General features: G+C 72.6%; 16 protein-coding genes. 6 read left to right on the top strand and 10 right to left on the bottom strand.

Annotation, left to right across the window (positions count from 1 at the left end; genetic code table 11):
• The first annotated feature begins 1 nt into the window (after position 1).
• Complete coding sequence (locus tag ACH4S7_RS24905) at positions 2–2,518, top strand: SpoIIE family protein phosphatase (protein WP_398523478.1); 2,517 nt, start codon at positions 2–4, stop codon at positions 2,516–2,518.
• A 74-nt stretch (positions 2,519–2,592) separates the two neighbouring features.
• On the opposite strand, the gene ACH4S7_RS24900 is transcribed toward ACH4S7_RS24905, so the two are convergent.
• Positions 2,593–2,973: a DUF6299 family protein gene (locus tag ACH4S7_RS24900; protein ID WP_398523477.1), complete on the bottom strand. Its 381-nt coding sequence runs from the start codon at positions 2,971–2,973 to the stop codon at positions 2,593–2,595.
• 426 nt (positions 2,974–3,399) lie between these two features.
• Between ACH4S7_RS24900 and ACH4S7_RS24895 the strand changes: the two genes are divergently transcribed.
• From ACH4S7_RS24895 to ACH4S7_RS24885, 3 genes are all read left to right on the top strand, one after another.
• On the top strand, positions 3,400–4,356 hold the full coding sequence (locus tag ACH4S7_RS24895; RefSeq protein ID WP_398523476.1) for a hypothetical protein: 957 nt from the start codon (positions 3,400–3,402) through the stop codon (positions 4,354–4,356).
• 136 nt (positions 4,357–4,492) lie between these two features.
• Positions 4,493–5,947, top strand: a complete 1,455-nt coding sequence (locus tag ACH4S7_RS24890) for an amino acid permease (RefSeq protein ID WP_398523475.1) — start codon at positions 4,493–4,495, stop codon at positions 5,945–5,947.
• Positions 5,948–5,987: 40 nt separating this feature from the next.
• Positions 5,988–6,866, top strand: a complete 879-nt coding sequence (locus ACH4S7_RS24885) for a GNAT family N-acetyltransferase (protein WP_398523474.1) — start codon at positions 5,988–5,990, stop codon at positions 6,864–6,866.
• Positions 6,867–6,909: 43 nt separating this feature from the next.
• On the opposite strand, the gene ACH4S7_RS24880 is transcribed toward ACH4S7_RS24885, so the two are convergent.
• On the bottom strand, positions 6,910–8,163 hold the full coding sequence (locus ACH4S7_RS24880) for a DUF6777 domain-containing protein (protein WP_398523473.1): 1,254 nt from the start codon (positions 8,161–8,163) through the stop codon (positions 6,910–6,912).
• Positions 8,164–8,382: 219 nt separating this feature from the next.
• Here ACH4S7_RS24880 and ACH4S7_RS24875 point away from each other — a divergent pair, with 219 nt between their 5' ends.
• Positions 8,383–9,687, top strand: coding sequence for a streptophobe family protein (locus tag ACH4S7_RS24875; RefSeq protein WP_398523472.1), 1,305 nt, complete (start codon positions 8,383–8,385; stop codon positions 9,685–9,687).
• A gap of 415 nt (positions 9,688–10,102) precedes the next feature.
• Here the strand turns inward: ACH4S7_RS24875 and ACH4S7_RS24870 are convergent, their stop codons facing one another.
• From ACH4S7_RS24870 to ACH4S7_RS24835, 8 genes are all read right to left on the bottom strand, one after another.
• The gene (locus tag ACH4S7_RS24870; protein WP_398523471.1) at positions 10,103–11,209 is read right to left on the bottom strand and encodes a serine/threonine-protein kinase; all 1,107 of its coding nucleotides are present in this window, start codon (positions 11,207–11,209) and stop codon (positions 10,103–10,105) included.
• On the bottom strand, positions 11,209–12,114 hold the full coding sequence (locus ACH4S7_RS24865; protein ID WP_398523470.1) for a hypothetical protein: 906 nt from the start codon (positions 12,112–12,114) through the stop codon (positions 11,209–11,211). The genes ACH4S7_RS24870 and ACH4S7_RS24865 overlap by 1 nt, the downstream gene beginning before the upstream one ends.
• Positions 12,115–12,126: 12 nt before the next feature.
• Positions 12,127–14,457, bottom strand: a complete 2,331-nt coding sequence (locus tag ACH4S7_RS24860) for an FHA domain-containing protein (protein WP_398523469.1) — start codon at positions 14,455–14,457, stop codon at positions 12,127–12,129.
• A gap of 91 nt (positions 14,458–14,548) precedes the next feature.
• Positions 14,549–17,602: an alpha-mannosidase gene (locus ACH4S7_RS24855; RefSeq protein WP_398523468.1), complete on the bottom strand. Its 3,054-nt coding sequence runs from the start codon at positions 17,600–17,602 to the stop codon at positions 14,549–14,551.
• Between the two features lie 9 nt (positions 17,603–17,611).
• Positions 17,612–18,952, bottom strand: coding sequence for a 6-phospho-beta-glucosidase (locus tag ACH4S7_RS24850; RefSeq protein WP_398523467.1), 1,341 nt, complete (start codon positions 18,950–18,952; stop codon positions 17,612–17,614).
• Between the two features lie 167 nt (positions 18,953–19,119).
• Positions 19,120–20,115: a methylmalonyl Co-A mutase-associated GTPase MeaB gene (gene meaB, locus ACH4S7_RS24845; protein ID WP_398523466.1), complete on the bottom strand. Its 996-nt coding sequence runs from the start codon at positions 20,113–20,115 to the stop codon at positions 19,120–19,122.
• A 13-nt stretch (positions 20,116–20,128) separates the two neighbouring features.
• A complete protein-coding gene (scpA, locus tag ACH4S7_RS24840) occupies positions 20,129–22,327 on the bottom strand; it encodes a methylmalonyl-CoA mutase (protein ID WP_398523465.1) in 2,199 nt (732 codons plus the stop codon).
• The gene (locus ACH4S7_RS24835; RefSeq protein ID WP_398523464.1) at positions 22,327–24,210 is read right to left on the bottom strand and encodes a methylmalonyl-CoA mutase family protein; all 1,884 of its coding nucleotides are present in this window, start codon (positions 24,208–24,210) and stop codon (positions 22,327–22,329) included. The genes scpA and ACH4S7_RS24835 overlap by 1 nt, the downstream gene beginning before the upstream one ends.
• Positions 24,211–24,431: 221 nt before the next feature.
• Here ACH4S7_RS24835 and ACH4S7_RS24830 point away from each other — a divergent pair, with 221 nt between their 5' ends.
• Complete coding sequence (locus tag ACH4S7_RS24830) at positions 24,432–25,229, top strand: carbon-nitrogen hydrolase family protein (RefSeq protein WP_398523462.1); 798 nt, start codon at positions 24,432–24,434, stop codon at positions 25,227–25,229.
• The last annotated feature ends 18 nt before the right edge of the window (positions 25,230–25,247 follow it).

The following is a 25,247-nucleotide window of genomic DNA, read 5'->3' as shown; positions in this document are numbered from 1 at the left end:
GATGCGCGGTACGGCCAGGGTGGCGCATCCTGACTGTGTGACCTGGTACGGCGCGACCGGCCGCCCCCCGCCGGGAGAGCACGAGGCGGCGGCCGATGACGCGACGCCGGACGAACTGGAGCTGGTGCTCGCGCAGGCGGCCGTGCGGGCGATGGACGCGGTCGGCGGCTACGCGGGCGGGGTCTTCCTCCGCTCCGACGCACCGGGCCTGCTGCGGCTCGCCGTGCTCGCCGGGCTGCCCACCCGGCTCTTCCGCGCCTGGTGGCGGATGCATGTGAACCGTTCCTTCCCGGTGGCCGAGGCGTACCGCTCGGGCCGGGCCGTGCACCTCGCCGACGCCGAGGACGCCATGCGCCGCTTCCCGCAGCTCATGGCGGGTCTGCCGTTCCCGTTCAGCTCGCTGTACGAACCGGTCGTCAGCGGACGGCAGCGGTTCGGTGTGCTGGCGGTGCTGCGCCGGGCCACCCCCGGCCGCCCGGTCGAGAGCGCCGACCGTGACCGCATCCACCAGGCGGCACGGCACCTCGGCGCCGCGCTCGGTGCCCTGAGCGAGCGTGGTTCGGCCGTCATCTGGGACCGCGAACCGGTGTCCGTGCAGGTGCCCGCCACCGCCCCCGCGGTACGCGTCGGTCACTTCGCGTGGGAGCTGGACACCGGTGAGGTGACCGCCGACGGTGAGGTGTGCGCCCTCCTCGGGGCCGATCCGGCGCGCTTCCCCGGCACCATCGGGGCGCTGACCGGGCGGCTCGCGCGGGAGGACGCCATCGGGCTCTGGACGCTCGCCCGGCGGGTCGCCGAATCGACGCGCCCGACCTCCCGCCGGATGCGGCTGCGCGCCCCCGACGGTCTCCCGTACCTGCTGGAGCTCTCCGGTGGCGGGGCCACCCCGGCCGGGGACGGCCGGGGCGCCCGCCTCACCGGCTCGCTGCTCGACCTCGGCACCGGTACGGTCCTCTCCGACGCCACCGACCGGCTCCCGCGCGGTGTCCTCTCCCTCGACCGGCTCGGCCGGATCACCTATCTCAACCACAACGCGGAGACCGTGCTCGGCCGGGGCCGGCCCGAACTCGTCGGCCAGGTGCTGTGGGACGCACTGCCCTGGCTCGGGCACCTGTCCTACGAGGACCACTACCGGGCCGCCCTGCTCTCCTACAACCCGGTCCACTTCGTGGTCCGCCACCGGGCCCACGAATGGTTGTCGGTCTCCCTCTACCCCGGCCACGACGGGCTGACCGTCACCCTCGTCGAGGCGGAGGGCCCGCCGCCACCGGAGGCCGATCGGGTCTCCCTCACCGGGCTCGGACCCCCGGGCGACCGGGCGTCGGCCATGTACCGCCCGGTCGCCCTGGCCATCGCGCTGACGGAGGCCGTCACGGCCCGTCAGGTCTCCGCCGTGGTCACCCAGGAGCTGCTGCCCGCCTTCGGCGGCCGGCAGCTCGCCATCTACCTGCTCCACGAGCGGCATCTCTTCCTCGCCTGGGAGACCGGTTTCCCGCTGGGCTTCCTGGACCGCTTCGACGGGGTCGCGCTCGACGCCCGGCTGCCCGGTGTCGAGACCCTCACCTCCGGCCGGCCGCTGTTCTACGAGTCGATGGAGCATCTGGCCGCCGCCTACCCCGGCATCCCGCTCGACGCCCATGTGGGCGCGCGGGCCTTCTTGCCCCTGATCGCCTCCGGTCGCCCGGTGGGCTCCGTCATCCTCGGCTTCGACCAGCCGCGCGGCTTCGGCCCCGAGGAGCGCACGGTCCTCACCGCACTGGCCGGACTGATCGCGCAGGCACTGGAACGGGCCCAGCGCTACGACACCGAGGCGGCCCTCGCCCGGGGACTCCAGGACGCCCTGCTGCCGCACCGACTGCCCCTCCTGGCCAACGCGAGCACCGTCGGCCGCTATCTCCCCGGCACCCAGGGCATGGACGTCGGCGGCGACTGGTACGACGTCGTGGAGACCGGCGACCGACTCGCCCTCGTCATCGGCGACGTCCAGGGACACGGCGTCTCCGCCGCGGCCACCATGGGCCAACTCCGCAGCGCGGTGCGGGCCTTCGCGCTCAGTGGGCACGACCCCCAGGAGGTGATGAGCGGGACGAACCGACTGCTCATCGATCTCGATCCCGGCCAGTTCGCGAGCTGCTGCTACATCGTCATGGACCCGGCCACGGGCCACACCCAGGCGGTACGGGCCGGGCACCCGCAGCCGCTGCTGCGCCAGCCGGACGGCCGGACGGAGGTGCTGGACCTGGCGGGCGGAGTGGTCCTCGGCGTGGACGAGGCGGCCACCTACCCGGTCACCGAACTGCGTCTGGCGGCGGGCGCGGTGCTCGCGCTGTACACGGACGGGCTGGTCGAACAGGCGGGCATCGATATCGACCTCGGTGTCGAGCGGCTGCGCGCCGCCCTCGCCGACTGCGGGCCGTCCCCGCTGGCCGAGACGGCGGACCGGCTGATCAGCGAGGCGCGCCGGGCCACCGACCGGCCGGACGACATCGCGCTGCTGCTGGCGTCCCGCTGGTCATAGGTGCGAGGCCCCCGCACCGCGAGGCCCCCGCACCGCGAGGCCCCCGCGGTGCGAGGGCCCCGCTACGGCGGAGGTCAGGACCGACGCAGGGTCAGTTCGGCGCGGTGGTTGTCCAGCAGCACGGGGAACGGGACGAAACCGCCCGACGTGTCAAGCCGGAGCAGCGTCACCTCGCCCTGTGCGGCCCCGGGCCGGAACCCGGCGCCGTCCCGGTCGACACCGCGCCAGGTGCGGACCCGGCCGTCGCAGCGCGCCGCGCTGCCCTCCGGTTCGGCACGGGCGGCACCCTGCAGCACCTTGGAGCCGATGATGACCGGCCCGGAAGCCGACGACCAGCACCGGTAGGTGCCGGTGAGGGTGAGGGAACCGTCCGAGCCGATCCGGCCGGCCGGATCGATGGTGATGGAGTCGGGGGCGAATTGCGCGCCGGCGGTGCCGGGCGTCAGACCAGTCATGAGGGCGGCGGCGAAGCACACCGCGGAAATGAGGGTAGCGCGTCGAGCGGTGATCATGATCGCCCCAACGAGTGAGGGGCAGCGGGGTATCGGCCGTTCACGCGTACGAGTGAGTCGCACCCTATTCCGAATGCCGGTCGACCGGGTGTTGGATGGTCGAGGATTCAACGAGGTTATTCACTCGTCATCGCTCAGCATCGGTTGGCGTCGGTCGGCATCGGTTGGCATTGGTTCCGTCCATGCCACCGGCGCAACCACCGGGCGGGGTGGAAAAGCATCGGCCGTAGTTACTCGGACGTGTGTTTTCGCTCTCACTTGATCGTGAGTAGGGTGTGGTCCCGCTGCCGGTGATCCACGAGGTTCCGGCGTTGTTCGGCCTGGCCGGAATCGCGGATGACGTCGTCCGGGGGGAACGTGGAGGGGATCGTGCCTGCTGGCTCGTTCGATGGGCAGTACGTGTGGCATCCGGCCGCCGACGACCATCAGCTCGCCCGTGCATGCATCGATGTGAAGGCCGGTCGGTACTTCAGCGCACGGGCCGTACTCCAGGAAGCCCGCGGCGACTACGACCTCAGGGCGCACCGCTCCCTCGTGCTCGCCTCCGAGGCGGCCGACTCCGACCTCGCCGAACGCTGGCTGGGCGAGGAGCCGGGACCCGAGTCCGCACTCCTGTGGGCCCGAGTGGCGATGCTCCGCGCGCTGCGCTCGGCCGACGCCGGCGACCCGCACACCGCCATGCTGCTGACCATCGCGCACACGGCCGGCGAGCGGGCGGCGCGGCTGCTCCCCACCGACCCCACGCCCTGGGTCGCCCAACTGGCCATGGCCCGGGTGCGACGACCCCTCGACCGCGCCCCACAGGGCCTGCTGACCGCGCCACCGGGGCCCTGGCAGCTCTTCGCCCGGATCCTCCGGCTGGACCCCTGGAACCGCGAGGCGCACCATCGGTTCCTGGCGTTCTTCTTCACTCGGCACGGCGGCACGGCCAGCGCGCGCTGGGACGTCGCCTCCTTCCTCAGCTCCCGGGCCCCGGCGGCGTCCGCGCTGCGGATGCTGCCGCTGGTTGCCCTCGCCGAGGAGTACGACCCCTCCTCGCTGCTCGCCTACCGGACCTGGCGGCAGCCCCAGTGGGTGGCGACGGCGACCGGGGGCCACCAGAACTGGTTCCCCGGGGTGTCCGCCTATCGATTCACCCCGGTCCTCGATCTCTCCTATCTGGCCCACGCCCTCTATCTGGGGCGCTGCGAACCCGAGGCGCGTGAGGTGCTGTTGGCCATGGGCCCTTTCGCCTCACGTATGCCATGGAGCCTTTTCGGCGCCCCCGATGTGCAATTAACCAAGGCGAGACGCGCCTGCGGACTTCCCGTGCCGGATTCTGGCTGAATTCCGCCGCCCCGTCTCTCCAGACATCAGCGGAAAGGACGCGGTTGTGTCCGATCGCACCACTGTCCCTCGATCGAGAAAACGTCAGCGCGATGACGCATCGGTCACCCTCGACGACGACGCGACACTCCACGCCATGGGGTACCCCCGCAAACTCACCCGGCGCTTTCGCGCATTCGACAACTTCGCAATCTCCTTCACCATCATCAACATTATCTCCGGGGTGTTCTCCGCCTTCGGCTTCGGCATGGGCGCAGGCGGTCCGCTGGTCCTCGTCTTCGGCTGGATCGGTGTCTCCGTCATGGTGCTGTTCGTCGGCGCCGCGATGGGGGAGATCGCCTCCGCCTACCCCACGAGCGGCGCGCTCTACTTCGCCGCCGGTAAGCTCGCCAAGCGGCACCGCGGCGCCTGGTCCTGGTACACGGGCTGGCTGAACTTCGTCGGTCAGATCGGCGGCACCGCCGCCACGGGCTACGCCGCCGCCACCTTCATCCAGGCGTTCATCGTCATGCAGTGGCCGGGATACGAGGTGACCGGCCACCGCACGGTGGTGATCACCACCCTGATCCTGCTGTTACAGGCGCTCGCCAACACCTACACCGTGCGGCTCGTCGCCACCCTCAACCGGATCTCCGTGTGGTGGCTGATCATCGGGATGACGGTCATCGTCCTCAGCCTCGTCCTCATCCCCACACACCACCAATCCCCGGCGTTCGCCACGCAATTCGTCAACGAGACCGGCTTCACCAACGGCCTCTACGCGGCAATGCTCGGACTGCTCGTGACCAGTTGGACGTTCACCGGCTTCGACGGCAGTTTCCACATGTCGGAAGAGACCGTGAAAGCGACCGTCAACACGCCCAAGGGCATCATGTGGGCGATCGGCTGCTCCGCGGTCGCCGGACTGATCCTCATGCTCTCGCTGGTGTATGCGATCCGCGATTACTCGGCTACAGCGAGTGCCTCCGCGCCACCGGTCCGGATTCTCGTCGATGCCCTCGGCACCGGTACCGCCAAGCTGCTTCTGCTGATCGTGATCGGCGCGATGCTGTTCTGCGGTCTCGCCAACATGACCAGCAATACCCGTCAGATCTTCGCCTTCTCGCGCGACGGCGCGATGCCCGGCTCACGGCTGTGGCATTCGGTGTCCCCGCGCACCCGCACCCCCGTCAAGGCGGTCTGGCTGGCCGCCGCCTGCTCCTTCGTACTGATCACCCCGGCGTGGTGGTCGCACACCGCCTTCACCGCGATCGTGAGCGTCAACGTCGTCGGGCTCTACCTCGCCTACGCGGCCCCCATCTTCCTCCGGCTGCGCCTCGGCGACGAGTTCGAGCCGGGCCCCTGGCACCTCGGCCGCTGGAGCCGACCCATTGCCTGGACGGCCGTGGTCTGGATCGCCTTCAGCAGCGTGCTGTTCATGTTGCCCCACGCCTCCCCGATCTCGCCCACCACCTTCAACTACGCGCCGATAGCCCTGGCGGCGGTCCTCCTGATCGCCACCGCGTGGTGGTTCACCACCGCCCGCCGGCGCTTCCAGGGGCCGGTCAGCTACGGCAGCCCCGACGAAGTCGCCGCCATGGACCTCATCTGACGGCCGGTCAGCACCACTCCAACGGAAGGGACACCCCACCATGAGCAATCCCCTCACCCAGGAGGCGGCCGGACTCACCGTCGCCGGCGCATCCCAGGAGGACTGGCGGCAGGTGGCCGCCTGGTGCGCCGACGAGGGATGGAACCCCGGCGACAACGACGTCGACTGCTTCCACCCCACCGACCCCGCGGGGTTCTTCGTCGGCCGCATCGACGGGCGGATCGTCTCGTCGATCTCGATCGTCACCTACTCGGACCAGTACGCCTTCCTCGGCTACTACGTCGTCCACCCCGACTTCCGCGGCCGGGGCCTCGGGCTCGCCACCTGGCGGGCCGCCTTCCCGCACGCGGGCAACCGACTCGTGGGCCTGGACGCCGTCCCGGCCCAGCAGGCCAACTACCAGCGCTCCGGCTTCACCCCCGCCCACGGCACCGTCCGCTACGGCGGTCGGCCCGAACGGCCCGGCCCATCCGGCCGGTTCGCAGACGGCACCGTGCCCGTCACCCCGGACCTGGTGGACGCCGTCGCCGCGTACGACCGCGGCTGCTTCCCGGCCGACCGGCGCGGGTTCGTCGCCCGCTGGCTGACCGGCCCGGGGCACCTCGCCCGCGCCCGGGTGCGCGGGGGCGAGATCACCGGCTACGGAGTGATCAGGCCCGGCCGGGACGGGCACCGCATCGGCCCGCTCTTCGCCGACACCCCGGGCGACGCGGAGGCGCTGCTCGACGGCCTCACCGCGCACCTCGGCCCCGACGACGTGGTGGCGCTCGACATCCCCGAGAACCGGTCGGATGCCGCCGCGCTGGCGCTGGCCCGCGGGCTGACGCCGCAGTTCCCGACCGTACGCATGTACACCGGACCGGCTCCCGAGATCCGCGCGGAACGGGTCTTCGGCGTCACCTCGCTCGAACTCGGCTGACGCCCGGGACTCCCTCGCGGGGAGTCCCGGGCGCCCGCCCCGGTCACCCCGACGGGGCCGGCGCGACCTCGGACGGCGGGGCCGAACTGCCCACGGTGCTGTATCCGTCCGTCGGCGGCTGGGCCGGGGGCGTCGTCGGTTGCTCCGGTGGTGGTTCGACCGGCGGCGGCTCGGTCGGCGCCGGGGTCGTCGGCACCGGCGTCGTCGGCTTCTCAGCCGGCGTCGTCGTCGTGGGCTGCTTCCCCGGCTCCGTCGGCGGTGTCACCCCCGGGGGCTCCACGGGGAGGGGTGTCGCCGGCGGCGCGGTCTTCCTGTCGTTCGCCCCCGTGTCGCCCGGGGGCCGGGCGAACCAGTCCTTCGTGGCCGGATCGACGACGACGAAGTCCTTCACCGGCTGCGCCGCGGGCTCCACGATCACCACGGTGGACGACTGGTAGCCCGGCCACGAGTCGCCCTTGTGCTGCACATCGCCCTTCAGCGCGACGGGCGGGGTCAGCGGATTGCCGCACGCACAGCGCACTCTCGGGACCCCGCGGTCGTCCACCAGGACGGCCGTCCCGGCCTGGAGCACCGCCTGCCGGCTCGTATCGGCGCCGTCCTTGTAGCCGTGGTACGTGATTCGGGTGTCCAGCCGCAACTGGAGGGGGGTCATGGCCCGCAGGGTGTCCGGTACGGCCCCGGGCTCGATGCCCAGAACGGTTGCGAACGCCGCCGCCCTGGCCGACTGCTCCGTCAGATAGCGGATCTGCTTCTCCACATCGCAACTGGCCTGGTTCTTCGTGCCGCTGTAGAGGCCGGGGGCTGCGCCGTCCACACCGCGGGTGGCCCCGCCGCCGGGCTGCGAAGCGGTCGCCTGCCCGGTCGGGCTCTCGTCGACGGCCTCCTCACGGACGCTCGACGCGGTGTACGGGTCCGGTCCCGGCGCGTTCGCGGCCTGGAGGAAGACCTCGCTCTTGCCGGCCGTGCCGGTGCCCGAACCGTCCCCGCTGCCCGGACGGGTGAGGACCACGATCAGCACCACGGCCGCGACCACGGCGGCGGCGATCGTCGCCACCTTGGGGACGGAGCGCCACCAGGGCCGGTGACCGTGCTCGTCCGGGCCGCTCGGGCCGTCCGGGCGGTCCGGTCCGCTCGGGGGGCCGGTCTCTCCGGGACCACCCGGTCCCGCCGGACCGGTCGGGCCGCCACCGCTCGGTGGCGGTGGCGGTGGCGGGACCGGCTCCTCTCCCGACGGGCCCGACAAGGGGCCGGACGGGGGACCGGTGGGTCGTTCGGAGGACGGCGGTTCGGCGCTCATGGGCTCTTCTTCCCACTGCTCGCATTCGCACTGTTCGAACAGAAGCGAGAAACCTGTACGTTCCTCGCGTATGGGCCCATTGTGTGCCGGGTACTCCTCCGGTCCGCAAGCCGACCGCGTCCGCCCGCCCGCATCCCCGCCCGCCCGCATCCCGACCGGCCCTCCCCGACCGGCCCTCCCTGGCGGGCGCCGCCCCCGCCCGCTGCTTAGCGTGGCAGCGTGAGCCAGCAGGAGACCCCGGACCGCGCCCGCGCGGCACGCCCCCCGCACGGCTGGGTCCAGGCCCTCGTCGCGGTGGTCGCCGGTCTGGTGGCCCTCATCGCCACCGCCGCCATCGGACTCTGGGCGGCCGGGGCGGCGACCCTGCCCGCCGGCGCCTTTCCCCGTGTCGTCGCCGCCACCGTCGTCCTGGCCGTCGGTGGCACCGTCGAACTCTCCGGAGACGCCGGCCCCATCGCCGGCGGCACCTCCGCACTCGCCGTACGACCGCTCTCGGTGACCCTCGCCGGAGCCCTCGCCCTCGCCGCCGGCTTCCTCCGGCCGCTCCGCCACCGGGCCGTCGTCGGCACCCGGGAACTCGCCGGCTGGGCCGCCAGGCTGGCGCTGCTGTGGGCGGTCGCCCTCCTCGCCCTCGCGGCCTTCGCCCGCCACACCTTCGCCGTCTCCCCGGGCGGCACCATCGGCGAACTCGGTGACCTGCTGGACGCCGCGCCGACCGTCGGCTTCCGGGCCGATGTCCCGCGCACCCTCGTGGTCGGACTGCTCTGGCTCGCCGCCCTGCTCCTGCTCTCCCTCGCCGTCTCCCGTACGGCCCCGCTCCCCGCCCGGCTGGTCCGCGGCCAGCAGTCGGTACGGCCCGCCGCCTCGGCCATGGTCGCGCTGCTGCTCGCCTGGGTCGCCGTCGGAGCGGTCGCCGGTCTCGTCGTCGCCGCCACCCAGGGCCACCCCGCCGAGACCTTCGCCGTGATCCTGCTGGGGTTGCCCAACCTCGTCTGGCTTGCCTTCACCCTCGCCATCGGCGCCTCCTGGGACGGCCGGGTCGACGGCCCCTTCGGGCTGCCGATGCCCCGCGTGCTCGACCAGGTGCTGCGCACCCCGGACGGCGGCACCGTCGATCTGGGCACCCTCGCCGGACACGATGCCCGCGTCTGGTTGCTGCCGGTGCTCGGCGCGGCCCTGTTGCTGGGCGCGGCCGTCCTGCTGGCCGTGCGCTCACCGGCCGGAACCCCGCCCTGGCGGCACGCGGTGCGGATGGCGGTGGCGCTCGTCCTCACGGTGCTGATCGTCTGCGCCGTCGTCACGATCCACGCGCACTACGGGCTCTCGCTGTTCGGGATCGGGGACCTCGGCGGTGGACTCACCGCCGAGGTGACCCTGGAACCCCGGATCTGGCGGGCGCTGGGCCTCGCCGCGCTCTGGGGGCTGGCGGCCGGCTTCCTCGGCGGCCCGCTCGCCGCCGGTGTCCACCGGCGCGGCCAGGTGGACCACCCCGACCCCTCTAGCCCGGAGCCGGGTCGGGGCTAGGTCGTGTCTTCAAAGTCCCGTCTGGCTGCCGTGCCCTGGCCCGCACGCCCCCTGGGCCCTGCGGGCCTGGGGGACCCCCACCCTGCGTTGTCGTCAGTCGCCAATACACCGCATTGACTCTCCCCCAGCCTCCGGCCGGGAGGTGCCCCCATCCTCCGCCTTGGGATCCGTCCCCTCGGCCCCTGCGGGCCTGGGGAGACCCCACGCCTCGGCCCTGTGGGGCCTGGGGAGACCCCACGCCTCGGCCCTGTGGGGCCTGGGGAGACCCCACGCCTCGGCCCTGTGGGGCCTGGGGAGGCCCCGTGCCTCGGCCCTTGCGGGCCTGGGGAGGCCCCATGCACCAGAGCCCGCCAGCCCCGCCCTCCGGGCGGACGACGCTACTGTGAAGACACTCCCTAGAGGGGTCGGGCCCGGTTCAGAAAGGCAGCCCGGGGAAGACCGGGCGCGCCCATGCGGGTGGCAGCGGGGGCGGGCCGGGACGCGCCGCCCCTGCCGGGACGGCGTGCGTCACCCGTGTCGGCGGATGCCCCCGCTCGCCGTTGTCCGGCCGCCGCACCGCCGCCCGCAGCGCAGCGACGAACTGGCCGCAACTGTCGTACCGGTCGTCGGGGCTCTTCGCCAACGCCTTCCCCAGGACGGCGTCCACCCCGGCGGGCAGCTCCGGCCGGTGTTCGGTCAGGGGCGGGGGCGCGTCGAACTGATGTGCCCACAGCAGCGCCATATCGTCGTCGCGTTGGAAGGGCGGTGCCCCGGCCAGCGTCTCGTAGACCACGCACGCGAAGCTGTAGACGTCGCAGCGGCCGTCCACCGGCCGCCCGGAGATCTGCTCCGGCGCCACATAGTCGAGGGTGCCGACGAACTGTCCGACCGTGGTGAACCCGGTCAGCGACAGCGACTTCTTCGTCAGCCCGAAGTCCGTGAGATAGACGTGCTCGGGATGGTCGCTGTCGGTGCCCTCGGCGACCAGGATGTTGCCCGGTTTCACGTCCCGGTGTACGAGATCGTGGGCGTGCGCGGCGTCGAGGGCCGACGCGACCTGAGCCGCGATCCGGCCGGCCGTGGCGGTGGGCAGCGGGCCCTCGCGGTTGAGGAGGGCCCGCAGATCCTGGCCCGCCACGTACCGCATGGCGATGTAGAGCAGCCCTTCGGTCTCACCGGCCTCGAAGACCGGCACGATATGGGGGTGGTCGATGGCCGCCGCCACCCGGGACTCATGGGTGAACCGCTTGCGGAAGGTGTCGTTGCGGGCGAGTTCGGGGGCGAGGAGTTTGAGGGCCACGGTCCGGTCCAGCCGCAGATCGCGGGCGCGGTAGACCACGGCCATGCCGCCGCGCCCGATCTCCTGCTCGACGCGGTAGTCCGCGATCTGCCTCCCGACGAGGTCGGACGCCCGGCCGGCCGGCAGACCACCCTCCGTCGGGTCGGTGGCGGGGGACCTGCCGTCGGCCGCGCCATCGGTGGCGTCGGTGCCATCAGCGGCATCTGTGCCATTGTCGGGACCCCCACGCGGTCCGGCGGCCATCAGCGGTCACCCAACCGGGTGGGCGGATACGCGCCGGACCCGTCATCGGCGGCCGGTGGCGCGGTCGGTGACGGCGCGGTCGGCGGTGGCGCGTTCGGTGATGACGTGGTCGGCGGCGGCGCGGTCGGTGACGCGGTCGGTACGGATGGCTCCGGTGCACCGTCCTCGTACGGCTCGGCGGCCACCCGGGTCGGTGGCGACGGCGGTACGGGACCGGCCGGGGCGCCGTCCCGCGATGGTCCGGTGGGTCCCCCCGGTGGCGCGGCCGGGGGGACCCCCGGCCGCGCCGAGTCCGGGACGGGGGTCGTCCCCGCCGGGGTGCTCGCGGTCGGCGGATCGGCCGCATCCGCCGACGCGTCGGCCGGCCCGGGCGTGTCCGCCGCCGCGTTGACCGGTCCCGTCGCGTCCGCCGCCGCGCTCACCGGACCGGCCGGTACGGCGAAGGTGGCCAGCCGGGTGCCGTCCCCGTACACCCAGCGCTCGTGTTCCGACTCGTACAGCCACACCCCCTCGCCGTCCACCACCGCCCCCACCCGCAGCCCCCGCGTTCGGCTCCGGAAGGTCTCGCCGTCGATCCGCCCATTCGACAGCTCGTCCACCGCCTGCCGGTACCGGCCGAGCGCCTCCTCGGCCCGGGCGAGCAGCGGCCGGGGGTCGGCCGTGCGGGCGAGCGGCTGTCCCGACGGCGGCGGGCTGTGCCCCACCGGGACCAGCAGCCGGCCGTCCACCCACGCCGACCAGCCGTTGGCACAGAGGATCCGGCCCCAGTCGCCGCGCCGGTCGAGCAGCCGCACCGGCAGCAGCGGGTCCAGTGGTTCGGTCGGCCGGGAGACGTCGGGGGCCTCCCACGCGGGCAGCCCGTCGTACGGGACGACATGGGTGGGGCGGAAGTCCTCGCCGGCCATCGGCCTCCCGCCCTACTTCCGCATCACGGCGGGCTCATGGCGACGCAGCAGCCGCGCGACGAGGAAGCCGAAGAGGACCGAGAGCACGACCATCATGCCCATGTTGGTGAGCCAGACGGCCGTGGAGTGCTCGAAGAGCGGGTCGGCCGTCAGAGTGCCCGGCACGATCCGGGAGAGCCCGATGGTGCCCGCCATCGCCCCCAGCGCCCACCGGGAGGGCACCAGCCAGGCCAGTTGTTCGGCCACCGGCAGGCCGTCCAGCCGGAGCAGCGCGCCACAGAACACCACCTGGACGATGGCGAGGAGCACCAGCAGGGGCATGGTGACCTCCTCCTTGCGGACCAGCGCGGAGACCAGCAGCCCGAGCATCATCGCGGTGAACGAGAGCAGCGCCACCGCCAGTGTGATCTCCAGCAGGGGTGGCATCAGCACGCCCCGGCCGCCGGGGGCGCCCAGGTCGACGCCCGCGAGGCCGACCAGGGTGAGCACGACGGCCTGGAGGACGGTGATGGTGCCCAGCACGACGACCTTGGACATCAGATAGGCGGACCGGGAGAGCCCGACGGCCCGTTCACGCTGGTAGATGACGCGTTCCTTGACCAGTTCCCGTACGGCGTTGGCGGCTCCGGTGAGCACCCCGCCGACGCACAGGATGAGCAGCGCGTTCATCGCCGTCTCCCGGTCGAGCCGGCCACCGGCGAGGGCGCGGGCCATCGCCCCCATCACGAACGGCAGCGCGATCATGATGGCGAGGAAGGTCCGGTCGGCCGCGAGGGCGGACGCGTACCGCCGTACCAGCGTCCAGAGCTGGGCGCCCCAGCTCTGGGCCTTCGGCGGCGGTGCCACCGGGGCGGCGGCGGCCCCGTCCCCGGCCGGCACCGGCTGGGGCGAGGAGGCGTACCGCTCGTGGAACGGGGAATCGCGGTAGGCGCCGGCCCAGTCCCGCTCGCGGTCGTTCTCGAACGCCTCGAACGCCTCCGGCCACTGAGTGAAGCCGAAGAAGGGGAGGGCGTCCTCCGGTGGGCCGTAGTACGCGATCCGGCCGCCGGGCGCGAGCACCAGCAGCCGGTCGCAGACATCGAGGCTGAGCACACTGTGGGTGACGACGATGACCGTCCGTCCGTCGTCAGCGAGGCCGCGCAGCATATGCATCACCGAGCGGTCCATGCCCGGGTCGAGCCCGGAGGTCGGTTCGTCGAGGAAGAGCAGCGACGGTTTGGTCAGCAGCTCCAGGGCCACGCTCACCCGTTTGCGCTGACCGCCGGAGAGGGAGTGGATCGGTTGGTCGGCCCGCTCCTCCAGGCCCAGTTCGCGGGTGACCTCCGCCACCCGGGCCAGCCGTTCGTCCTTCGCGGTGTCCTGGGGGAAGCGCAGTTCGGCTGCGTAGCCCAGCGCGGCGCGCACCGTGAGCTGGGTGTGCAGGATGTCGTCCTGCGGTACGAGTCCGATGCGCCGGCGCAGTTCGGCGTAGTCGCGGTAGAGGTCACGGCCGTCGTAGAAGACCGTGCCGCGGTCGGCGGGGCGGAGGCCGGTGAGGGCGTTGAGCAGGGTCGACTTGCCCGCGCCGCTCGGTCCGACGACGGCCAGCAGGGACTTCTCGCCGACGGGGAAGGAGACGTGGTCGAGCAGCGTCTTGCGGCCTGCGTCGACGGTCACCGTCAGGTCCTGCACGTCGAGGGAGACCTCACCGGTGTCGACGTACTCCTGGAGTTCGTCGCCGACCAGCGAGAAGGCCGAGTGGCCGATGCCGACGATGTCGCCGGCGGCGACCGGTGCGTGGTCGACGGGGCGGCCGTTGAGGAAGGTGCCGTTGTGGGAGCCGAGGTCGGCGATCTCATAGCTTCCGTCCGGATGGGCACGGAGTTCGGCGTGGTGGCGCGAGACGGTCAGATCGTCGATCACCAGGTCGTTGTCGGCGCTGCGGCCGATCCGGACGGTACGGGCCGGTAGCGGGCGTACGGTGGTCGGCTGCCGGAAGGAGCCGGTGGGGGCCGGCTGGGGTACCCGCACCGCGGGACGGTCCACGAGCCGGGCGCGGGGGCCGTCGGAGGCGCTGCCGAACCGGATCTCGCTGCCCGGTCCGATGCTCCACTCATGGACCCGGCGGCCCTCGGTGAAGGTGCCGTTGGTGCTGTTCTCGTCCTCGATCGTCCACTGGCCGTCGCGCCCCTGAGGCGGGTGCAGCACGGCATGGTGCCATGACACCCGGGTGTCGTCGAGGACGATGTCACTCAGCGGGTCGCGCCCGACGTGATAGTCCCGCCCGGGACGCATCACCGTGGAACCGCCGTCGATTTCGAGGACGAGTTCGGGTGCGGTCGGAGCGGCGGGTCGCTCTGCCATGTTCGAATTCTATCGATTGATGGCGATATGCGCCCCCTGCGGTCCGATGGGGATGCATCCCACCGGACCGCAGGGGGCGTGGTACGGGCGATCAGCCGCGCGTCAGCCGCAGCGTCAGGATCTGGAACGGCCGCAGCTCCAGCGCCACGCCACCGTCCGTCACCGTCACCCCCTCGGCCGCCAGCGGGCGCTCCAGGAGATCCGTGACCACCGCCCCGGCCAGCGGAAAGCCCGTCCGCAGGGTCGCCTTCGCCCGGCCGCCCCGGGACTCGTACAGCCGGACGACCACATCGCCCGAGCGGTCGTCGGCGAGCTTGACCGCCTCCACCGTGACGGCCGGTTCATCGCTGCTCACCACCGGCTCGGAGCCCCCGGCCGCCGCCACCCGCAGCGGCAGATTGAGCGCGTACCCCTCGGCAACGGCGTCCGCCACGCTCGCGCCCGGCAACAGGGAGTAGGTGAAGCGGTGCCGGCCCTGGTCCGCCCCCGGGTCCGGGACGCGCGGCGCGCGCACCAGGCTGAGCCGGACCGTGGTCGTGCTCCCGCCGTCCGCGCGGGTGGTGCGGGAGACATCGTGTCCGTACGTGGCGTCGTTGACGATCGCGACACCGTACCCGGCCTCCGCGATCCGTACCCAGCGGTGCCCGTAGACCTCGAAACGGGCCGCCTCCCAGCTCGTGTTGGTGTGTGTGGGGCGGTGCACATGCCCGAACTGGATCTCGGCGGTGGAGCGGTCGGCGTGGATGTCGACCGGGAAGGCCGCCTTGAGGATCTTTTCGGACTCGTGCCAGTCGATGTCCGTCTCGAAGTCGATCCGAGGGCTGCCGGCCCGTACGGTCACGGTCTGGACGATCCGGGACCCGGTGCCGAAGGTGCGCTCGACCCGGACCGCGCCGAGCAGCGGCCCGGACGCGACGACGGTGACCGTCCCGGCGGCGGGCAGCTCGGTGAATCGGTGGCGGTAGTGCTTGTCGATGTCCCAGGCGTCCCAGTGGTTGGGCAGATCGGTGTGCAGCCGCAGCAGATTGCCGGGCGCGGCCAGCACCTCGCGGTCCGCCACCAGATCGCGCACGGAGGCGAGGGTGCCGTCGTCGGCGAAGGCCACCCGGACCAGACCGTTGTCCAGCACTCCGCCGTCCGCCGTGACCGGGGCCGGGGGAGTGCCGGTGCCCAGCGGCGCGCTGCCGTTCGCCGGTACCTCGCTCCAGACCGGTGGCCCGTCGGCGGGCCGCACCACCTCGGCGCGGGCGTACGGGCTGGTGTTGAACACCCGCGGCCCGCCCGCGCCGAGCGCCGCCAGCGCCCGCCCGATCAGCGCCGCCAGCTCCGCCGCGACCCGCGCGTACTCCGCCTCCGCCTCCTGGTGCACCCAGGCGATCGAGGTCCCCGGCAGGATGTCGTGGAACTGGTGCAGCAGTACCGTCTTCCACAGCCGGTCCAGTTCGTCGTACGGGTAGTCGTACGGGTGGGAGGGGTCCGGTGCGCGCAGCGCGGCCGCCGTCGCCCACAGCTCGGCCTCCCGCAACAGGTGTTCACTGCGCCGATTGCCCTGCTTGGTCCGGGCCTGGGAGGTGTAGGTGGCGCGGTGCAGCTCCAGATACAGCTCGCCGGACCAGACCGGCGCGTCCGCGTACTCCGCGCGCGCCGCGTCGAAGAACGTGTCCGGGTGCTCGATCCGCACCTTCGCCGAGCCTTCGAGATCGGCCAGCCGGCGGGCCCGCTCCATCATCTCCCGGGTGGGACCGCCGCCGCCGTCGCCGTGGCCGAAGGGCGCCAGCGAGCGGGTGCCCCGCCCCTTGTCCTGGTAGTTGCGGACGGCGTGCGCCATCTCCCGGCCGGAGAACTCGACGTTGTAGGTGTCCACCGGCGGGAAGTGGGTGAAGATCCGGGTGCCGTCGATGCCCTCCCACCAGAAGGTGTGGTGCGGCAGCTTGTTGGTCTGGTTCCAGGACAGCTTCTGGGTGAGGAACCACTCGTTCCCCGCCAGCTTAGCGAGCTGCGGGTAGGCGGCGTTGTAGCCGAACGAGTCCGGCAGCCAGACGCCCTTGGTCTCGACGCCGAAGTGCTCCAGGAAGAACCGCTTGCCGTGCACGAACTGCCGGGCCACCGCCTCGCCCCCGGGCAGGTTGCCGTCCGATTCCACCCACATGCCGCCGACCGGCGCCCACCGGCCGTCCGCGACGGCCTTCTTGATGCGCTCCCACACCTTCGGATAGTGCGCGCGGACCCATTCGTACTGCTGGGCCTGCGAACAGGCGAAGACCAGCTCTCCGTACTCGTCGGCCAGCGCCGTCACATTCGAGAAGGTGCGGGACGTCTTGCGCCGGGTCTCCCGGAGCGGCCAGAGCCAGGCACTGTCGATATGGGCGTGGCCCACGGCGGACAGCGTGTGCGCGCTGGCGTGCGCCCGACGGGTGAGCACGGGCCGCAGCGACTCCCGGACGGCTGCCGCCGAACCGGAGACGTCGTCCAGGTCCAGCAGGTCCAGCGCGCGATCGAGCGCGTACATGATCTCGTGGCGGCGCGGCTCGTGCTCGCCCAGCTCGACCATCAACTCCCGCAACACCTGGAGATCGAGCGACAGATGCCAGACCTCTTCGTCGAGGACGGCGAGGTCGGCCCGCGCGAAGGTGTAGAGCGGGTTGCTGCCTGCCGTCGCCCGGTCACCGAGCGGGGTCGGCCGGAAGCCGTGGGCCAGGATGTCCGGATTGGAGGCCGCCTCCAGCAGGAAGTCGATCCGCTCGCCGCCCGCCGCCGTCCGGGCGACGGGAACGTACTGGTTCTGCGGATTGACCGCCTTCAGCGGGGTGCCGTCGACCGTGTGGACCAGGGCCTCGGCCTGATTGCCCGGCTGGTCGCCGGTGAAACCCAGATCGAAGAGGGCCTCCACCCGGCGGCCCGCCCACGGGGCGGGCACCACACCGCGGACCCGGAACCAGGTGGTGCCCCACGGCGGCCCCCAAGGGGTGCCCATGGCGAAGGGCTCGTACGACTGGGAGGCGGCCTCCGCGAACGGCACCGGCTCGCCCGGCGCCTCCCAGGAATCGACGGTGAGGGGGAGGGTGAGGGAGTGGATCGCGGGCTGGACGCGCTCGATCAGAACGCGGGCGACGCGCTCCTCGATACGGCGGCGTTCGTCGTGCATTCACTGCTCCTAGCGGAGGTACCCGAGGGTTCGATGAGCCGCCGTGTACCCCTCCACCAGCCTGCGCGCGACGGCCACCGAGTCCACCAGGGGGTGCAGGGCGAACGCCGCGACGGCCCGTGCCCGGGAGCCGCTCTCGGCCGCTGCCAGCACCTCCCGTTCGACCGCCTTGACCGCGCACACCAGCCCGGTGGCGTGATCGGGCAGCGGCGCCACGGTGACAGGATGCGCGCCGTTCGCGTCCACGAAACACGGCACTTCGACCACTGCGTCCGCGTCGAGCGCCGAAAGCGTGCCCCGATTCCGCACATTGAGGATCAGCGTCGTACGCCGATGGTGCGCGATGGCCCGCATCAGGGCCAGCGCGACCTGCTCGTACCCCCCGGACTCCAGATCGGCGGCGGCGCGTTCACCGGCCCCCGCCGCCTCCCGGTTGTGGGCCATATAGGTGGCCTCGCGTTCGGCGCGGGTACGGTCCCAGGTCCGGAGGGCGGGGGTGTCGGGGCGCTCCATCGCCGCGTAGAACCGGGCCTGTTGTTCGTACAGGAACGTCCCGCGCGTCTGTTCGGCCTCCTGGTACGCGCGCACCGTCTCCCGGTTGAAGTAGTAGTAGTGCAGATACTCGTTCGGGATCGCGCCGAGCGACTGGAGCCAGTCGGCGCCGAAGAGCCTGCCCTCCTCGAACGAGGTCAGCAACTCCCGGTCGGCCAGCAGTCGGGGGAGCTCGTCGCGGCCCCGCACCCGTACCCCGCGCAGCCAGCCCAGATGGTTGAGGCCCGCGTAGTCGAACCAGGCGGTGTCGGGGTCGGCGCCCAGCGCGTGGGCGACCCGCCGTCCCAGACCCACCGGCGAGTCACAGATTCCGATCACCCGGTCGCCCAGCTCCCGGGACATCGCCTCGGTGACCAGACCGGCCGGATTGGTGAAGTTGATGACCCAGGCATCGGGCGCCAGCCGGGCCACCCGGCGCGCCAGGTCGACGGCGACGGGGACCGTACGGAGCCCGTAGGCGATACCGCCGGCGCCGACGGTCTCCTGGCCGAGCACCCCCTCCGCGAGCGCGATCCGCTCGTCGGCGGCACGCCCTTCGAGGCCGCCGACCCGGATGGCCGAGAAGATGAAGTCGGCCCCGCGCAGCGCCTCGTCCAGATCGGTGGTCACCACGACCTCCGGGGCGTCCGGGACACCGGCCGCCTGGTCGGCGAGGACCCGGGCGATGGCACCCAGCCGCCGGGCGTCCAGATCGTGCAGCACGACCCGGTTGATCCGGCCATCGGCGCGATCGCCGAGCAGCGCGCCGTAGACCAGCGGCAGCCGGAAGCCGCCACCGCCGAGGATCGTGAGCCTCATACCCGTACCACCTGTACTCCCGCCCGGTCGAAGGCCGAACCGCGGGTCCCCCCGGCGGGCGGGATCCACAGCCCGGGGTCCACGGGCACGTTACTCGGGAGTGTCGCGGAAGCAGCGCGGTCCGCCCGCGGGGCGGGGCTCCCGCGACACATCCCGTGGCGCCGCGGTCACGGCCGGGACGGGCCCTGGAAGGCGTCCAGGATGCGTTCCGCCGCCAGCGTCGCCGTCAGCTCGCCGTCCCGGACCAGCCGCTCCAGACCGGGCGCGAGGGCCCGCACCCCGGGGTCGGCCCGCAGCCGGTCCCGGAGCGTGTCGTGGACCATCGACCAGATCCAGTCGATCTGCTGGTCCCGGCGTTTGGCGGCGAGCCGGCCCGTCGAGTCCAGCAGCGCCCGGTGCTGCTCGATCCGCTCCCAGACCGTGTCGAGGCCGGTGGACTCGCGGGCGCTGCAGAACAGCACCGGGGGCGTCCAGGCCGCGTCCGCCGGATGCATCAGCCGCAGCGCCCCCGCCAGCTCCCGCGCGGCGGAACGGGCATCCCGTTCGTGCGGGCCGTCCGCCTTGTTCACCGCGATCACATCGGCGAGTTCCAGGACGCCCTTCTTGATGCCCTGGAGCTGATCGCCGGTCCGGGCCAGGGTGAGCAGCAGGAAGGTGTCGACCATCTGTGCGACGGCGGTCTCGGACTGGCCGACCCCGACCGTCTCCACGAGCACCACGTCGTAGCCGGCGGCCTCCATCACGATGATGGTCTCCCGGGTCGCCTTGGCCACCCCGCCCAGCGTGCCCGATGTGGGGGAGGGCCGCACGAAGGCCGCGGGGTCGGTCGCGAGCCGCTCCATCCGGGTCTTGTCGCCCAGGATGGAACCCCCGGTACGGCTGGACGACGGATCGACGGCGAGCACCGCGACCCGGTGGCCGAGCCCGGTGAGCAGCGTGCCCAGGGCGTCGATGAAGGTGGACTTCCCTACCCCGGGCACCCCGCTGATGCCCACCCGCCGGGCCGTGCCCGCGTACGGCAGGAGTTCCGTCAGCAGCCGCTGCGCGAGCGCCCGGTGGTCGGGGCGGGTGGACTCCACCAGGGTGACGGCGCGGGCGATGTACGCCCGCGAACCGTCGCGCACGCCCTTGACATAACTGTCGATGTCGATCGTCGGAGGCATCGAAGGCACGATCTCACAACTCGTGGCCGAGCGAGGCGGCCAGGGTTCGCACCAGATCTCTGGCCGCGTCCGGAATCACCGTGCCCGGCGGGAAGACCGCCGCCGCCCCCGCCTCGTGCAGCGTCTCGATGTCCTGGGGCGGGATCACCCCACCCACCACGATCATGATGTCCTCCCGGCCCTCCGCCGCCAGCTCCTCCCGCAGCGCGGGCACCAGCGTGAGGTGACCGGCCGCCAGCGAGGAGACGCCGACGATGTGGACGTCCGCCTCCACCGCCTGGCGGGCCACCTCACCCGGCGTCTGGAACAGCGGGCCGACGTCGACGTCGAAGCCGAGATCGGCGAAGGCGGTGGCGATCACCTTCTGGCCCCGGTCGTGGCCGTCCTGGCCCATCTTGGCCACCAGGATGCGCGGACGGCGGCCCTCCGCCTCCTCGAACGCCGCCACCAGCGCCCGGGTGTCCGCCACGGACGGCGATTGTCCCGCCTCGTTCCTGTACACACCGGAGATCGTACGGATCTGGCCCGCGTGCCGCCCGTACACCTTCTCCAGGGCGTCGGAGATCTCACCGACGGTCGCCATCGCCCGCGCCGCGTCCACCGCGAGCGCCAGCAGATTGCCCTCCAGGCCCTGGCCACCGCCGCGTTCGGCGGCCGCGGTCAGCGCCCGCAGCGCGTCCTGGCAGACGGCGTCGTCCCGCTCCGCACGCAGCCGCCGCAGCTTGGCGATCTGCTGGGTGCGCACCGAGGAGTTGTCGACCTTCAGCACGTCGATCTGCTCATCGGTCTCGACCCGGTACTTGTTCACCCCGATGACCGGCTGGCGCCCGGAGTCGATCCGGGCCTGGGTACGGGCCGCCGCCTCCTCGACCCGCAGTTTCGGGATGCCCGCGTCGATCGCCTGGGCCATGCCCCCGGCCGCCTCGACCTCTTCGATGTGCCGCCAGGCGCGCCGCGCGAGGTCGTGGGTGAGCCGCTCCACATAGGCGCTGCCGCCCCACGGGTCGATGACCCGGCAGGTCCCGGACTCCTGCTGGAGCAGGAGCTGGGTGTTGCGGGCGATCCGCGCGGAGAAGTCGGTGGGCAGCGCCAGCGCCTCGTCCAGTGCGTTGGTGTGCAGCGACTGGGTGTGGCCCTGGGTCGCCGCCATCGCCTCGACACAGGTCCGGGGCACGTTGTTGAAGACGTCCTGCGCGGTGAGCGACCAGCCCGAGGTCTGCGAATGGGTGCGCAGCGAGAGGGACTTGGGGTTCTTCGGGTCGAACGTCTTCACCAGCTTCGCCCAGAGCAGCCGCGCGGCCCGCAGTTTGGCGATCTCCATGAAGAAGTTCATGCCGATCGCCCAGAAGAACGACAGCCGGGGCGCGAACGCGTCCACGTCGAGCCCGGCACCGAGGCCGGCCCGCAGATACTCCATACCGTCCGCGAGCGTGTACGCCAGCTCCAGATCGGCCGTCGCCCCGGCCTCCTGGATGTGGTAACCGGAGATCGAGATGGAGTTGTAGCGCGGCATCCGCTGCGAGGTGTACTCGAAGATGTCGGAGATGATCCGCATCGAGGGCTTGGGCGGATAGATGTAGGTGTTGCGGACCATGAACTCTTTGAGGATGTCGTTCTGAATGGTCCCGGCCAGCTTCTCCGGCGGTACGCCCTGTTCGTCGGCGGCCACGATGTAGAGCGCCAGAACGGGCAGCACGGCGCCGTTCATCGTCATCGAGACGCTCATCCGGTCCAGCGGGATGCCGTCGAAGAGCTGCCGCATATCGTAGATCGAGTCGATGGCGACCCCGGCCATGCCGACGTCCCCGGTCACCCGGGGGTGGTCGCTGTCGTAGCCCCGGTGGGTCGGCAGGTCGAAGGCGACCGAGAGCCCCTTCTGACCGGCGGCGAGATTGCGCCGGTAGAAGGCGTTGGACTCCTCGGCCGTGGAGAACCCGGCGTACTGACGGATCGTCCAGGGCTGGTTGACGTACATCGTCGGATACGGACCGCGCAGATAGGGCGCGACCCCCGGGTAGGTGCCCAGGAAGTCCAGCCCGGCCAGGTCCTGTTCGGTGTACAGCGGTTTCACGGGGATGCCCTCGGGCGTCTCCCACACCAGATCGCCGTCGCCCCGGCCGGTGGCCTCCTTGACGGCCGTGCGCCACTGGTCCTCGGTGGCCTGCGACGGGCCGCCGCCGAGCTGGACCTTCGTGAAGTCGGGGATGCCCATCACGCCACTCCGATTCGATCGAGTACGGAGGTGAGAACGGCGACCGCATCACCGCCCGCGACGACGAAGTCGTCCACCCCCGCCTGTACATAGGTCTCGCGCAGTTCGCCGGGCCGGCCGGCCAGATACACCCGCAGCGCCCCCGCGGCCTTCAGTGCCTCGGCGACCGGGGCCGCGTGCTCGGCATAGACGGTGTCGCTGGAACAGATGCACGCCACGGTCGCGCCGCTGCGGGTGAAGGCTTCGGCGACCGAGTCCACGTCGACCGTCACCGGATCGTGGACGGGTTCGATCCCGCCCGCCTGGAAGAGGTTGGCGGCGAAACCGGCGCGCGCGGTGTGGACGGCGGCCGGGCCGAGGGCGGCGAGGAAGACGCGCGGCCGGGCGCCGGTGGCGGCCAGATGCGCGTCCGAACGGGACCGCAGGGCCTCGAAGGTCTCGTCCCGGCGCACCCTCGGCAGCCCGCCAACGAGCGGCACCGGCGCGGGGTCGCGCACCACCGGGTCCTGGGTGAGCAGCGGGAACTCGCTGACACCCGTGATCGGTTCCCGCCGCTTGGCGATCCGGGTGCCGCGCGCCCGCCAGGTGGTGTCGATCCGCTCGGCCACCAGTCCGGCGCGGAGCGCCGCGGCCTGGCCGCCCGCCCGCTCGATCTCCTGGAACCAGTCCCAGGCGGCGTGCGCGAGGTCGTCGGTGAGCTGCTCCACGTACCAGGAGCCGCCGGCGGGGTCGATGACCCGGCCGATGTGCGACTCCTCCACCAGGATGGTCGAGGTGTTGCGGGCGATCCGGCGGGCGAAGGCGTCCGGCAGTCCGATGGCGTGGTCGAAGGGGAGCACGGTCACGGCGTCCGCGCCGCCGACACCGGCCGCGAGCGAGGCGACCGTGGTCCGCAGCATGTTCACCCACGGGTCGCGCCGGGTCATCATCACCGGAGAGGTCACCGCGTGCTGCCGCTGGCCCCCGGCCCCCGCAGCGCCGGACGCCTCTGCCACCCGGGCCCACAGCCGGCGGGCCGCCCGGAAGGTGGCGATCGTCAGGAACTGGTCGGCGGTGGCCGCATACCGGAACTCCAACTGCGCGCAGGCCGCTTCGACGGAGAGCCCGGCGTCGGTGAGGGCGCGCAGCATGGCGACACCGGTCGCCAGCGAACACCCCAATTCCTGGGCGGCGGAGCCACCGGCCTCGTGGTACGGCAGCGCGTCCACGGTCAGCGCCCGCACCCCCGGGTGGGAGGTGTGGCAGAGCAGGGCGAGTTCGGCCGCGGCGGCGGTGTGGTCCTCGATGCCGTCGTACGCGCCGGTCCGCGCGGCCAGGCCCAGCGGGTCGGCGCCCAGATTGCCGAGCGGGTTCGCCGTGCCGCGCTCCTCGACGATGCGGAGGAACGCGCGGGCGGCGGCGTCGGTTTCGGCTCCGGCGTCGAGGACGAGGGGCGCGAGGTCGAGATGGACGCCCGCCAGGGCGGTGGCGAGGCCGGAGAGTGGGACGCCGGTGGCGCCGACGGAGAGCCAGACCGAGGCGACGCCGTGCTCCAGGTCCGCGAGGATCGCCTCGTTCGTCCGGGCGGGGTCGGGGCGCTCATGGCGCTGACGTACATCCCAGCCGGAGACCGCACCTCCCTGGGGCCGGCCGCCCCGGGTGAAGGGGGCGAACCCCGGGAAACCCGGGGCAGCGCCGTCGGCAGCGGTGTTGGCGGCCGTGTAGAGGGGGCGGGCGGTGACGCCGTCCCCCAGCGCCGTGGACAGCACGGCCTCGGCCTCCGCGGCCGGAACGACCTTGCCTGTCTTGCCCAGCACGCCGGCGACCAGTCGCTGCCACTCGTCGTGGGTGGCGTCCGGGAATTCGGCGGCCAGGGAGAACCCGTCTTCGGGGAGGACCGTCATGTCTCCGATGCTAGGGCAGCGCGCCAATCACGCAGCAGAGCGAGCACTTGTGACGTTGCACTCTAGGTAATGGCCTTGATCCTCACCGTTCGATGGACTAGATCCCGTCCCGTTCCTCTCCACACCGCCCCCGGCCGTCCGGCGGGGGGCCGGGTCCGTACGCACACCCCCTCGGCCGGGGTCCGCCACCACCGCCGTGCGCTCCCGGGGAGACTGGTTCCATGCGTATCGCCCTCAGCCAGATCACCACCGGACCCGACCCGGCCGCGAATCTCGCTCTCGTCCGCGAACAGACCCACCGCGCGGCGGAGGCCGGCGCCGCCCTCGTCGCCTTCCCCGAAGCCACCATGGCCTGCTTCGGCACTCGGCTCGGACCCGTCGCCGAGCCGCTGGACGGCCCCTGGGCGACGGAGGTGCGCCGGATCGCCCGCGAGGCCGGAGTGGTCGTCGTCGCCGGGATGTTCACCCCGGCGGCCGACGGCCGGGTCACCAACACCCTGCTGGCCACCGGACCGGGCGTCGAGGCCGCGTACGACAAGATCCATCTGTACGACGCCTTCGGCTTCACCGAGTCCGCCACCGTCGCCGCCGGGTCCGAGGTGGTCACCATCGAGGTGGATGGTGCCCGGGTCGGCCTCGCCACCTGCTACGACGTCCGCTTCCCCGAGCTTTTCCGGGCCCATGCCGATGCGGGTGCCGTGCTCACCCTGCTGCCCGCTTCGTGGGGCGACGGTCCCGGCAAACGCGACCAGTGGGAGCTGCTCGTCCGCGCGCGTGCCCTCGACGCCACCCTCTGGGTCGCCGCCGTCGACCAGGCCGATCCCGTCGCGTCCGGCCGGGCGGTCCCGCCGAAGACCCCCGGCGGGATCGGCCACAGCGCCGTCGTCGGCCCGGACGGCACCGTACGGCAGCGGTTGGGGGCGGCGCCCGGACTACTGCTGGCGGAGGTGGAGCTCGCCGAGGTCGAGTCCGTGCGGAAGGTCGTACCGGTGCTCGCCAACCGCAGGCTCCGGGCCTGAGCGCGTGCCGCCCCCGGC

Origin of the sequence: Streptomyces sp. NPDC020965 (assembly GCF_044333555.1) — a bacterium.
Classification (GTDB): Bacteria; Actinomycetota; Actinomycetes; order Streptomycetales; family Streptomycetaceae; genus Streptomyces.
Note: the sequence above shows the minus strand (reverse complement) of the source record. Positions and strands in the feature narration are given on the sequence as shown.